Origin of the sequence: Dapis purpurea BLCC-M126, assembly GCF_050015975.1 — a bacterium.
In the GTDB taxonomy this organism is placed as follows: domain Bacteria; phylum Cyanobacteriota; class Cyanobacteriia; order Cyanobacteriales; family Microcoleaceae; genus Trichodesmium.
The window spans coordinates 1-14,400 of sequence record NZ_JBNHER010000143.1 but is presented as its reverse complement, the minus strand read 5'-3'; the positions used below and the strand labels follow the sequence as shown (position 1 = coordinate 14,400).

The 14,400-nt window shown below is 35.2% G+C and carries 7 protein-coding genes; 1 reads left to right on the top strand and 6 read right to left on the bottom strand.

The features are described 5' to 3' along the window. Window positions 1-811: 811 nt before the first annotated feature. Together hemG and ACP6PL_RS12690 are read right to left on the bottom strand one after the other, a co-directional pair. Window positions 812-2,257 carry a protoporphyrinogen oxidase gene (gene hemG, locus ACP6PL_RS12695; RefSeq protein WP_426545627.1) on the bottom strand — a complete coding sequence of 482 codons (1,446 nt, stop codon included), beginning with the start codon at window positions 2,255-2,257 and terminating at the stop codon, window positions 812-814. Between the two features lie 550 nt (window positions 2,258-2,807). Continuing rightward, the gene (locus ACP6PL_RS12690; protein ID WP_426545626.1) at window positions 2,808-3,032 is read right to left on the bottom strand and encodes a DUF2811 domain-containing protein; all 225 of its coding nucleotides are present in this window, start codon (window positions 3,030-3,032) and stop codon (window positions 2,808-2,810) included. Window positions 3,033-5,346: 2,314 nt separating this feature from the next. Here ACP6PL_RS12690 and ACP6PL_RS12685 point away from each other — a divergent pair. Continuing rightward, a complete protein-coding gene (locus ACP6PL_RS12685) occupies window positions 5,347-7,452 on the top strand; it encodes an ATP-binding protein (protein ID WP_426545625.1) in 2,106 nt (701 codons plus the stop codon). A gap of 129 nt (window positions 7,453-7,581) precedes the next feature. On the opposite strand, the gene ACP6PL_RS12680 is transcribed toward ACP6PL_RS12685, so the two are convergent. The 4 genes from ACP6PL_RS12680 to ACP6PL_RS12665 all read right to left on the bottom strand — a co-directional run bounded on the left by ACP6PL_RS12680 (window position 7,582) and on the right by ACP6PL_RS12665 (window position 13,571). Continuing rightward, on the bottom strand, window positions 7,582-8,598 hold the full coding sequence (locus tag ACP6PL_RS12680) for a Gfo/Idh/MocA family protein (protein WP_426545624.1): 1,017 nt from the start codon (window positions 8,596-8,598) through the stop codon (window positions 7,582-7,584). Between the two features lie 461 nt (window positions 8,599-9,059). After that, window positions 9,060-9,812 (bottom strand): ribonuclease III, encoded by a 753-nt coding sequence (rnc, locus tag ACP6PL_RS12675; protein ID WP_426545623.1) that lies wholly within the window; start codon window positions 9,810-9,812, stop codon window positions 9,060-9,062. A 526-nt stretch (window positions 9,813-10,338) separates the two neighbouring features. Then, entirely contained in the window at window positions 10,339-12,294 is a 1,956-nt protein-coding gene (locus tag ACP6PL_RS12670) for an SBBP repeat-containing protein (RefSeq protein WP_426545622.1), read from the bottom strand. Between the two features lie 380 nt (window positions 12,295-12,674). Next, complete coding sequence (locus ACP6PL_RS12665) at window positions 12,675-13,571, bottom strand: sulfurtransferase (RefSeq protein ID WP_426545621.1); 897 nt, start codon at window positions 13,569-13,571, stop codon at window positions 12,675-12,677. Between the last annotated feature and the right edge of the window lie 829 nt (window positions 13,572-14,400).

Sequence of the window (14,400 nt, the reverse complement as noted above, 5' to 3'; positions counted from 1 at the left end):
GTTTTAACCAGAGGTAATTATCAATTATCCATTATCAATTATCAATTAATGAATAGTCCCTCAACCTCAACCTCAGGTTAGCAGTTTGCCCAGGAAGAGTTAGGAGCTGATTATCATAGTAATAGTATATGTTTATAACCATACTTCAATATTCAATCTCCTCTACTCTCCTATATACCCCAACTATATAATAATAAGTATTCAAGCAGATTTGACATGATATAGGAGCCTGGTAATTAGGGCTTCCTAATTAACTCTAAAAACCTTTATCTGTAAGTTATTTAGCCTTTTCCCTGTGAAAAAGTGCTATTTTTCGCTTACTCTAATTCAAAATATGGGCATTTTGACTAGACAAGGGCGGGAAAATTTCAGACAATTCTCTATTCTACTTGCTCTGTAATTCCTATTCCTCGTGACTCGGTCTTCCTACCCTCACATAAGACTTTTTCAGCAAACCCTAATTAGTTAATTCTATCGCGGAGGAGTCAGCAGGAATATTGGATTTGAACTATTAAATTTTTAAATTCGTATTCAATAGAACATCTGTATTAAGAGATAGTAATTTTGCGATGACTGTATAACTGGATTTTATATGAAACAGTCTCTAGGGTTCTATTTCCTAGCACCAAAAAAAGGGAAATTTCTCTTGCGATCTAAAAACTCTCTCTACAGTACATACCCAATCTAACGCATGCCCTACCTGACTTCTAATAAATACCCTGGCTATTTGTAGCAAATATTTATCAATTTGTTATTAGTCCTTCAATTTTGCTCCGCTTAAAAATCCTAACAACTTTAATCCTAGGAAAAGTCAATTTGTAGTCTGCAAACTTTGATAAATCTCAGTTGCTACTTCTGTACCACGACGAACACAATCTCCTAAAGCTACACCACCAATATAATTACTACACAGATACAAACCAGGCCAAGATTTTAAGCCTTGATTAATCTGACCTAGCCTAGAATTGTGACCTAAATTATACTGAGGAATGGCACGAGACCATAAATGTAGCGCCAAAACTTTTGGTTGTTCCGCATCTGGATTTAATAAAGTTTGACCAAGGTCTTGATGTACTTGTGCAACGATAGCATCACTATCTAACTTAGAAATCTCCGGATCTGTTGCGCCCCCAATGAAATTAGTAAAAACTTGCCATCCTGGAGGTGTCCTACCAGGAAATAAAGCAGAAGACCAAATAGTACCAAGAGTCCTAATACCTTGACCTCTAGGAATTAGATTACCAAAGCCATCTATCTTGGCCTTGATAGAAGAAACAGGATATGCCAAAACTACACAAGCAACAGTAGGATAATAAAATTCATCAAAAACAGAACCAATTTCCAGCAGTAAAGGTTTCAATAATTCACCACAAACATAAGCAGGAGTAGACAGCGCAATAGTACGAGATTCTACTTGCTCCGAACCATTAGGAGTAGAAAACTCTGCTATATAAGTTTGTTGTTCCGTCCGACGAATACCAATGAGATGCCAATTTAGTTTAACTGCATCTCCTAGATAAGTAGCGATCGCTTTTGGCAATGCCTCCAAACCACCTCGAAAAGAACCCAACTCTCCAGATTTAGTCTTGGGAATATTTGGATTCTCAGCAACTTTTGACTTAGGATTTCTTTTAGCAGACAAAACAGCACCAGCCAAAAGTCCACCACCAATATCAGCCATTCGAGCTACTCTAGAAAAAGCAGCAGAAGCACTAAGTTGAGTAGGATCTCCAGCGTAAACACCAGAAACAAAAGGTTCCACCAATCGCTGCATCACCTCCACACCAAGATGTCTTTGGAAAAATTGGGATACAGTTTCTTCTCCGCCTTGCTGGTACAGATCAGAACCCAAAGCAGGTGGCACAAAACCTAAAGCACCTAATAGGGCGCGTAACTTTCCAGCATCACTCATTAACTTCGACTGTAACATCGCCGTTGGACTCATTGGCACTGGTAGTAATTGACCATTCCAATAAACATAGCGAGGTAGCTTACGATCTGCAAAAACTAAATCCTGTTTGAGGCCAACATCTACAGCCAACTTTAACAGTTCGGGTGTAGGAGAAAAACTATTAGGACCTTCTTCCCAAAGAAAATCTCCTTGAGAAACTGTTGTGATATTACCACCTACTCGGTTTTGGCTCTCAGCAACTAAAATCTTCAAGGGTGAATTATTACTTAATTTTGTGAGCTTATGGGCTAAACTCAACCCACTAATACCTGCACCCACAACTAAGACATCTAACACTTCAGTCATTTGTTCACTAAATATTCAGTTCTGCTATAAGTTAAAATTGCGGAATTTCACCACGATTTTAGATTGAATTTGTGACATACTCCCACGCCATACTGTAAAGTTAGCGTCGGCTTCTGTTTTCGTAAAATTCTCCTACAACCTGATTTTATCACCGTTGCACTAAGCATCATAATTTAGTGTTCTACAATACTAGCAACATTGATATTAGTGGACTTATGTTGGCCACTGTATACAATTTTTCAGAATGCTGCTTACATAGTAGTCGGCAGGGCGACTAGTACCGCTACGCGGAAGTCAGAATTCAGAATTCAACCCACCCCTAACCCCTCCTGGGAGGGGAAGTCAAAAGTTTTGATTCGTAAGGCTTTGAGTATTTTGTCACTGGTCACTTATTCCCGTTATCCTGCACTAGGATATTCTCCAGCCCTCAAATTTAGTCCTTAGTGCCAATACAGGGGTGAATGGCCATTTACTGATATAGAACTTCTGCTTTTTTTTACGGAATGCTCCGCAAACATCTTGCGGAGCAAAATGCCCCTACTGACTTCTGCTATACATGATGTTGGAAAAGGGTTTCTAGGTAAACTCTGGCAGCTTGCCGATAGTAAGGAGATGTTTCTGGTGTACCGCTATCTCCATTCTGTAACAAAAATAGTGACAAAGCTGCTGAAAACACACGGTCTTGATCCCAGTCGGGGTGGGTTTCTAAGTAGATTTTAAGGGATTCGTGCAGTGCTTCAGGAATTTCAGCCAGAATACTAACGCTTACGTTCATCTTTAGTAGGGTTCTCTATAATATTTTTTCTTCTTCATAGTCCCTAGTTGTGGCCATTAACCACTAACTCTGAACTACCAATGTCGCATCATTGTGCATTAAGAGGGGGTAGGTTTGTCAATGTTGAGAAATATTACAACCTACTTTCAATAAATAAAAGATTTACGAAATAATCAGTATTTCATCGTTTTTTTTGTTACAAAACTTCATCAAAACAGGCCAATGTGAAGGAATTTACCTTTGACTGAACAAAATCCCCAATTCATTTACAAGAGTATTATGACGTCGTTGAACTCTGTGGAAAATCCTGTTTAATCTGTGGAAAAAATTGAACTTACTTGTGGAAATTCTGTGGAATGAATGTGGAAAGTTACTCTAAAAGATAAGAATTCTGAACTACTTCTAATTTGAAATTGAAAATCAAAATTATGTATAGAGTCTAAATAGTAGATTACGGCTATAATAACTAATTATGAGAGTGGATTTTTTTTTACTTGTTGATGAGTGTTTTTATACTCTTTAGAGATAATTTGCTCTAAATAAATTAAATTATTATCTGGACAGAATTAATTGAATATTTGGAGGAAGTAGGCAAGAGGCAAAAGTAATATAGGCGATTATTCAAGAATTGAGAATTGAGAATTAAGAATTGAGAATTACCTCTCCTTGAAAACGGATAGGATTGACGAACAGGAAATTTTTTATTTATTATCCCCTATCCAAGGGGAGGCTTTCAACCACAATATTTCGGTAAATGCACAAATAGTTTTGTCAACCTACTTCACCCAAAACTAATTTTTTGCTTGATTAATATTCTCAAATGTTTAGGTTATACTCAAGAAAAATTTTTGATTAGTTGTATTTTGACAACCAAGGTTAAGAAATACTTTAACATAAAACTATTCCAATTCCTTTATTTCAAAGGAACATTCAATAATTAACAATTAATCATTACCTCTTCTTAAAACGGATAGGATTGAGAAAAATGATTTTTTTTCTTCTCTTGGTCAATTGGATACAGCGTTTACTAGCTCAAAGCTCCGCTTTCCATGTTCCGTAGGAAAACGCCTATGGTCCCGGAAGGAAGGGAAAGCCGCTCTTGCAGAGCCGCTCCGCTTTTTCCTGACGGAATGCTCCGCAAATATGTCGCGCAGCCTTAACCCTCGTTGTGCGGAACGGTAAACTCCATCTCATTCTACAGAAAGCTCCACAATTCAAAGTCGGCGATAGCCGAAGTCCGTTTGCGCTACCATTCCGATAGGAAACTTGTGCGCCAGCTAAACGACAGCTCTCTTGGTCGATTGGATATGGCGTTTAGCTAGCGCACAACGCGCGTTAACGGCTGTCGCCGACATCAAAAGCGGAGCGACTCTGTTAAGAGCGGGAAACCTTGCCATCTCTCGACCGCTTTTTCTCCTTAAAAGGAGAGGCTTTAGACCTTAATTATTCGCTAATTATACCAACTTCATTAACTTAGGCTACCCTAATTGTCTTATACTGAAATGGTGAAATAATTTCGTGAAATTACTGAGCGTGTCAAAATTTTGAGCCTATAAACTCTTACTTTTAAATGCATGAGTATCAGATGTGTGTTTTACATTCTCTTCACGCAGCGTTTCCCCAGGAAATGGAGACCTCAGAATTACCCACTCGATCCACGAATGCATGACTTCCATGAAACCTTATTACTTGTCTATTTGACTTTGCAGTCGTCATTACTGTTAAGAAATTTCAATTGCCTCACACTTTAGACAAGGCCGGATTTTTTATTCTCCCTTCTCCTATAGAAAAAAATGGCGTTGGTAAATCAAACTATGAATTAAAATATTGTGGCGAACCATAACTAGGGGCTTTTTGAAAAGTAGAAGAGACACTTAAAAATCTCACACAGAGTAAACTATGATGAAGGAAAATTACATAAAATAAAGTATAGTGTGAGAGCTATAAGTCAAGCATACACCAGTAATCTAACCCATGAACAGTTTGAATTGATCGAGCTTCAATGCCGAAACAAAGTATCTAACAAATACCTGGGATAGAAGGTGAAATTAAGTTATGGCATCAAACTAGATTATTGATTTAAGAGTAGAACATAATGTTTTTTCGAGGTTAGTAATTTTACTCTATGCAGTCAAGATAGTCAAGTACGATATACCATGGAAGAGTAAATATATGAAATAACTCATTCCTGGTTGTTTTTTAATAGCCTTTTCTTAAGCCTGGACAAAGATAAGTATTTATACGATCACTATTATAACACAAAGCTGTCCTTTTAGGACATTTATCTAAACCAAAATTGTCGGTAAAAAATGTTATGATTAAACCAGTTCAATCCTCTTTTCGCAGGATTCTACTATCACGAATATTGCTACTTACTGTACCAGTATTAATACTGGGTCAGTATGTAATCTACAGACAAGCACGTTCTACTCTTCTAGACACTGCTCGCCAAAACCTGAAAGAAAGCGCAGATAGAAAAGCAGAAGATATTCAACAATGGGCAAAATCCCTGGAATCGAATTTAGTTAGTGCCAGCCAAAGCTATGTACTTCAATCTGGTACCACTGAAGAGTATCAAAGTTATATTGAACAGTTATACAAAATGTTATCTAGCCAGGTAAGTTGCGTTCAATTAAGTAACTTACAGACTGAGCAAATCGTCGCGAATACTTGTGGTATTGAATCAATACATTCCTTATCAGAAAATATATGGCCTCAACAGCAGAAACAACTTATCAGCAATAACTCAAATATTTACATGAGTTATATAAAGCCAGAACACTTAATCTCAGAGGGCAAATCAAATCATCAGGAAGTCAGTCAAAAAACACAGGTTAGCTTAGGTTTAAGTGTACCAGTATATCTTCCTGAAGCTGGGGAAAGAAAATTGCGGTATGCCTTGAGTATCAAGTCAGTTTTACCAATGCAAACTAATAGAAAAAGAGGGTCACTCACAGGTTCAACTGTAGTAATTGATTATAAAGGTACGATATTGGCTAGTCCAGACCCTAGTAGACTGGGACGTAATATTTCTGAAGGGCCAGATGCAGAGAGATTAAAAAATATCATCAGAAGTGCACAGGAAGGTAAAAAGGATTTTGCCCACATATTTTCTTTTGAAGAAACAGATATCTCAAGTGGAAAAGGAGGGAATGATAGAAGTAAAAATCCTTTGAGAGAAATCATTGATGAACTAAAAAAGATATTGCCTGAATTGTTAGGACTTAAATTATCAGCAGATAATGAATTTTTAGCAGGGTATGTTGCTATTCCTAGTCCTATAGATAGAGATAATGATAATCAGTGGATTGTTTTAGCAATTACACCTATAGATTTTGCTTTATCTGGTCTTAGACAAGTTCAAAAGGTGCTAATTATTCTAGTTTTAGGTTTAGTTGCTGCTAGTATCATAGCAACTATTTATTTGGCTCGTGATTTAGCTCGTCCTTTGGAAAAACTACGAGACTATGCTCTTAGTGTTAATAATTTAGACTCTCCCAATACAGTACCTCGAAACCTAAAAATTCGTGAGTTTAATCAACTAGCAATTTCATTACAGAAGATGGTAGAGAGGCTAAAGGAGTGGGCTTATCAACTAGAAGTAACTTCCAAAGAAGCTCAGGTTGCTAACCAGTTAAAAAGTGAATTTTTGGCGAATATTTCCCATGAGTTAAGAACTCCACTTAACGGAATCATTGGTTCACTGCAATTAGTTTATGATGGTTTTTGTGATACTAGGGAAGAAGAAATAGATTTCTTAAAACAAGCTAATGATTCGGCTATTCATTTGCTAAGAATTATTGATGATATCCTAGATATCCGTAGAATTGATTCAGGAACTTTATCGATGATATTTGAGGATACTAATATTATTAAATTATTACAAGAGACAGTAGATTCATTTCAAGGTAATATTCAACAAAAATCTCTACTTTTAAAACTAAATCTCCCTCCACAAATAATAATTGTTAACGCTGATATAGAAAAATTACAACAGGTGTTTGAAAATGTTGTTAGTAATGCAATTAAGTTTACAGAAAAAGGTAGTATTAATATTTCTATTATCCTCAAATATAATGAATCAAGTATTTGTGAAAATACCAATTATTTAATGGATTGTCAGGGTCAGAAAGTCAATGAAGTTTTAGTTACAATTCAAGATACGGGAATTGGTATTAATTTAGAACAACAGGATAAATTATTTCAACCTTTTGTCATGGTAGATGGTACAAAAACCCGTAAATTTGGTGGCAATGGATTAGGATTAGCTATTTCTCGCAGCCTAATGGAAATGATGAATGGTGATATTAAACTCTCTAGCAAAGGCATAAATTATGGAACTACAGTTAATATTACTATGCCAATTAAAGAAATAATATCATCTGAGGAAAAACTGTATATTTCTACAGAAATTAGCTAGAAATCAGGCTATCAAAAATATGACCACGAAACTTAGTCTTGCTCCATGACACTTTAGATTTTGAACTGGTATAAAGATTCTCTGTTGCCACCAAAACATAATGTCTAATGTCGGCAGTATGTCAATATTTTAAGATTGGTCACATCTGATTGTTTTTCCTCCTTGCTCAAGAGAATCATTTAAAGCACAGAGGATTCCTACTAATTTAGCACCTACCCAACCAGAAGAAATTTGTGAAGCAGTATTCTGACTCACACAATTTAAGAATTCATTGCACACTTGAGCTAAAGGTTCAGCTTTTTCAACAGCTACAACTTCCTGACTAACATCTACTGCTTTCCAGCGATCGCCCAAATACTCTAAATGACCATGCTGAATAACTAAAGGTTGCTCGGCTGACATTTCATCAAAAATTAATGTTCCTTGACTACCGACTACTCCTAAACGACGTTGTTTATCAGGGTTAAGCCAACACAGATGTAAAAAAGCTTGAAAACCACTAGGATAAGTCAGTTTAGCCATAACTAAATCTGACTGTGGCGGTTGTTGGGGGAGCCAGACTGTACCATTTGCTTGTACTTCCACAGGTGTTTCCTGCAACCAAGCATTCAAAATACAAATATCGTGAATTGCTAAATCCCATAGCGCATCAACATCTGGGCGCACAGGTTCAATATGAGTCCGTGTAGCATAGCCATAACGTAACTCTCCTAACCTACCTTCTGTGACTATAGTTTTCCCTGTTTGTACAACGGAATTAAATAAGTAAGTGTGATCGACAAAAAGTTGACGTTGTTGTTGTTCGGCTAATTTACATAGTGCAACTGACTCTGAATATTCAAGGGTTAAAGGCTTTTCTGAAAAAACGTGATAACCTTTTTTCAGAGCAGCACTGATAATCTCGTAGTGGGTAGAAGCTGGAGTTGCGATCGCAACAGCTTTTATTCCTGGTAATTCCAAAGCTTCTATCCAATCTTCTACTAAGGCTATATCTTTGTCCAATTGCAACCGCTCTTGAATTGCCTGTAACTGTTCTGGATGAGGATCTACTACGGCAATAACGCGAGATTGAGGATGATTAAGGAAGTTCCGAACTAAGTGAACTCCCCAACGACCTGCACCAAATATAACAATTCCTATTTCCATAAGTTTAAATATAAAAGGTTGAGCTGATATGAATTGGCGTTGACTGGTGTTTTAACCCTATCACATTCAGGTTATACCGTTTCACGGAAGTTAAAAGTCGTAAGGGCGAATGGCCATTTCGCTACGCGACATGAAACGCCCGTACAAAAGTCAAAAGTAAGATTTTATAGGCTTAAAACTTTGACTATACAGTAACTTCAGGAAATTATACCAAATCCGGTTATCAATGCATATTATTTTTCAAATTCCTCTGTAACTCTTCTGCCTTCTGCCTTACTTTTAGAATAAATCTCCCATCTAAACAAGATTTAGTATTATTTCACGTTTAAAGTTTGAAACCATTTGTGACATCTTTAAAAATTAATTGGTATTAATATGTCGAATACTAAAGTTTTTTATCTAACTGTTCAAAATTCTGATTTGTCAATTTCTGTCAAAGACCCCTGACAAAAGTGAAAATTTTAATCTTTTTTCGTCCTCTTTTCCTGTTTTATATTCTCTGTTCCCGACTCCTGTAAGAAATCTAAAGCAGATTTTGCTGCGGCTTGCTCTGCAGCTTTAATTGATGGTCCCTTACCTACACCAAGTTTCTTGTCTTTAAACCAAACTTCTGCCAAAAAACGTCCACGATCGCCATGAATCTTATTTGCTTCCTGAACTTTGTAATTTGGTAGTGTTTTGTAGTGACCTTGAGTCCATTCTTGGAGAGCTGCCTTATAATTTTGGCGGGCAGGATCGCTGCGAATTTCTGCAATTAACCTTTCAAAGTGATCGTCTAGCCAGGGGCGGATTAATTCTAAGTTATGGGTGCTTAAATAAAGAGCAGCTAAAACAGCTTCAAAAGAATCTGCTAGTCGAGACTCTTCTCCAGCTTTATCGCCTGCTGCACTTTTGGATACCAGTAAATAGCGACCCCATCCATATTTATTGGCGATTTGTGCTAGAGAGCGATCGCTAACTAAAATCGAACGAATAGCAGCAAATTCTCCTACAGGGCAATGAGGATAATTTTCTAACAGTAATTCAGCAGCCACGAGTCGCACTACTGCATCCCCTACAAATTCTAACTTTTCATAGTTATGTGTTGATGAAACTGTAGAGTGGGTTAAAGCCAAGTCTAGCAAATTCCATTTAATTGAACTGTGCTCAGGAATAGATAATTTTTCGACTAAAGACTTAAGTTGCTTTTCACGCGGATAATATATTTGAGTCATCTAAAACAAAATCGGTAGTTGGGAGATCCGTCAGCTTTAGCTACGGGAGGATAATATATTTGAGTCATCTAAAAAAATCAGTAGTTAGGAAACCTTTCATTAACTGATCATGGATAATTACCTCTAGTTAAAACCGTAACGTAATTGAAGATAAGGAAATATTATTAATTGATAATGAACAATGAAGAGTGGATAATTAAAACTCTCTATAATTATCAATTGGTAAGGTTTAGTTATGGGATATAAAATACCTCTGCCTTAAGTCGAAGTAACCTTTCAGCTAAGATAATTACTCTCTCGATTAATTCTAATTTCTGGGGTTCCTAATATAATTTATATATTATTATACTGGATATATTATGGTTTAGCATCTTAGTATAGCAATCCTATTTAAATTGTAATATTTTTGTTTTGTGGCAGTTAGGAATCAGGTTTAAATAATTTTTTACCTCACTCATAAATGGGAATTACTATATGAGAGTAGGTAGAGTCAATCATCAAAATTTTTAACTCTACCCATCTTAAACTAAGCAATAGCTAAACGACCTTCTGCTTGACCAAACCTAATATAGTGTTCTAACCCATTAATAAAAATACCATTTGCTACAGCATTGGCAACTCCTGGGTTAGTTATCAGATAAAATTGCTCATCAAAAGCAAACTGAGGCGATCGTCCTTCCAAAAAGCCAAGCTCTAACCAATGCTCAAACCCACTAATAAATGAACCGTTTGCCACAGCATTCGCTACACCAGGATTTTCTATTAAATAGATATTTTCGTTGAAACTCTCAGGAATATTAGGAGGAGGAACAAAGGACGGAATACCTGGAGCAGAATTATTGGCAGCGAGTTTAGTAACAAAAGCATCATCTATTGTATCCACATTAACAACTTGACTAACTTCCAGAAAAGGTTCTAGAGGAAAAGTAGGGATAGTAAAACCTACAAAATAAGCATTACCAATTTCATCTACTGCAATATCATTACCAAACAGACCAAGATTATCATTTATCCGGAAGGGAATAGAATAGTCTATAAATTGACCATCGTTAGATATTTTACTCACGACAGTATTAGCAAAATTGTTATTGCTGATAATATAACTATTTCCTCCAGTATCAATATCTATACTCTCAATAGAGTCGAAGTCTGCCGTACCTAAGTAAGTAGCATATTCAACCAAGCGATCGCTGTTAATCTTAATCAATATTCCATCACTTTCACCCCCACTAAAAGTATCTTGCAAAGCATTAAAAGTGGGAAATTCGCCAACTGGAGGTACTACTGCATCACCGCCAATAATTTGACTACCCGAATTTCCTGCTACATAAATATTACCAACATCATTTACAGCAATACCATTACCAACATCTCCATCCACCCCACCATAGTAAGTGGAAAAAATTAGGTCACTACCATCACTATTAACTTCAGTAATAAATACATCTGCATCTCCTCCTATAGTATTTTGTACTGCATTTGCAGTTGGAAAATCAAAGGAACGAGTTTCACCAGTTATATAAGCATTACCATTATTATCTACAGTAATATCCTGACTTACTTCTGTGTCATTTCCACCCAATAAAGTTGAGTAAATTAACTGACTTCCATCGGTAGATATTTTACTCACAAAAGCATCTCGGTTAAATTCGCTAATTAGAGTATTTTGTAGAACATTTTCAGTAGTCGGAAAATTACCAACTCCAACAATAGGTTGAATTGGAAAACGCAATGTAGCACCAGTATCTCCTGTTATATAAGCATCTCCATTATTATCTACAGAAATACCACTGCTAAAATCGTTATCCTGTCCACCTAAATAAGTAGAATAAAGAATATTACTACCGTCATTAGATAATTTAACCACAAAAGCATCACCAGAAAATTCACCACCACCGTAGGTATTTTGCAGAGCATTTACTGTCGGAAAGTCAAAAGAATTAGTATTACCTGTAACGTAAATATCTCCAGTTATATCTACAGCAATATCTGTGCCAAAATCTTGACCACTTCCACCTATATATGTGGCATAAATTAGAGTTCCGTCAGGGGAATATTTAGCAACAAAAGCATCACCATTCCCAAATTCATCACCTCCACCAAAGCTATTTTGTACGGAATTTGAAGTAACTGGAAAGTCTATAGAGTTGGTACTACCAGTTATATAAGTATTGCCTTGATTATCAATAGTTATTCCTGTTCCTTCTTCTAGGTTACTACCTCCTATTAAGTCAGAAAATTCTAGAGTTGGGTCGTTTGTTGTGGGAAGTTGGGACGCGGAAATCAACTGATTATGATTTTTAATTAAAATTTCATCATTATTATTTTGAGAATTATTTATCTCTATAATATTTTGAGGAATTTCAGGTGAATTTTCCACTACACTAATTACTTCTGGAATAATTTCACCTAATACCTGTGTAAAATCAGGTATTAATGATTGTGAATTTAGAAATAATTCTTCAAATAATTCTTTAGACATAATGTATACAAAATTAAATTTTAGTTTTACTTGAAAATTGCGTTGATTATTCTACAATAAAAATTAGATGTTTTCAAGAATTAAATAAATTTTTCTGAGACTCTTTTATAAACCTTAGATAGAATCTCTCTAAATTCTTTTTGTTAGCTATGTCTATAAGTTGTAGCAGTTTTCCTTTAGTTAAACTACAGAGACCCTGGTTTTAAGGCAGAAGGTAGAAGTTGTGTATTCTATAACCTATAAAAGTGAAAAACGCTATAATACCATTTTCTTGTAACATTGCCCTTAATAACTTTCTATCCAACCTTTTCATTTTAGACGGCTATCTCTATCATTTTTATCTTTTTTTTTAATATTTATTCCTTCTTACTTCTTCCTTCTTACTTCTTCCTTCTTACTTTTACCAAATCATAAATATCTGCATCACTAGCCGACCATTCCCACATTGAACCAGAATAATTTTTCACCTGAAATCCTAAATCTACTAATACAGAATTAGACCAAGCAGAACGTACTCCACCCGTACAATAAGTCACAACATTTTTATCTTTAGTAATTTCTGTTTTTGTCAACGTTTCTAAAATTTTATCTCGTGATAATAACATTCCATTATCATCTAACCAATCCTTAAAATAGATATGAACTGCTCCCGGAATATGACCGCCACGTTCTTCTCCATAAGGTGTTTTTCCAAGATATTCTCGTAGCTCTCTTGTGTCAATAATTACTAGAATATTACTTTCTAAGTTTGCTTTTAATTCATTCTGGCTAATTTGCCAATTTTTGTTGCGGTTAACAACAAAATCACCTCTAACAGAGGAAGTATTATTAACCAAATTAACTTTAGGAAAACCTGCTCTTACTAAGGCAGCAAAACCACCATCAACTAAGAAGGCTTTTTGATGTCCTAAAGTGCGTAACATCCAAACTATTCTACCATCTTCTCCCCAACCATTTATGGTGTCGCCAAATACTATTACTGGTTTGTCATTATAAATGCCAATTGCCTGTAATTTTTCTGTCAAAATTTTGTCATCTGTGAGTAATTTTCCCTTAAATGGTAATTGATCCTGAGAAAATTCTTTCCAGCTTATACAAGTGGCATCTGCTAAACTTTTCCGGTTGAAAATTTCACAAGAACGAGCATCTAAAATTGTTGCCCCTTGTGTCGCTAATTTTTGAGCTTGAGTAGCATTAATTATCCATTGGTTATTACTGTGTATTTGCTGTGATAAATTCTCAATAACAAATTGAGAATTTATAGATTGATTTTTCATAATTTGGTAATTTTTAATTGAGTTATTGAAGGCTAATGTAGAAATTAATCCAAATATGATTAGTCCTAGCATTAGGATAATTTTTTTCGGACTTAAATTTAGGCTATTAAACATATATATATAGCAATTCTCACCCTTGGTGAGATACAAAAATTTTGGATTTTAGGCAATAGGGAATAAGGCAGAGAAAAAGATACGATGGTGGTGCATAGTAATGGTATTGGAAGTGTGGGGAGTGTAGGAAAAAAATGTATATTCTCACCATTACTATGCAGGAATAACAAAGATACTATACTTCATTCATAACATAACTGCTATTTTTATGTGAGGCTGCACAGAATTATGAATTCATTAACTTGCCTGTCTTTATCTACAGTCAACTCTGATTAGAATTTTATTCTATGCAACTTCATATTAATTTGGTATAACCCCTAAAATAGACAGCTACAAATTATCAGTATCTAGTGTCTGAAAATATTTGTCCTATTCCTGGGAAAAAAGTGATAAATTTACAGCAAGACAAGTTTCTTTAGTAGAAATATATTGATTCATTTTTTATCTTACTTCTAATAATTTTCCTGACCAAAAATATTTATTATATTTGGTTCGCTTGATTAGTTATTTTTAAACTAAAAGCTAATTTTTGTATTCATATTAACTTCCCCATAAAATAAGATTATACAATTTGGTCAATGTTTGCTATAAATAGAGGATATTAATTATAATTTCTTATTTTTTTGTATCAAGTTTTTGCTCTTTATTGAGGGATAAAATTTACCGAATAATTATTAATTATTAATTATTAATTATTAATTAAATAATTCAGGTT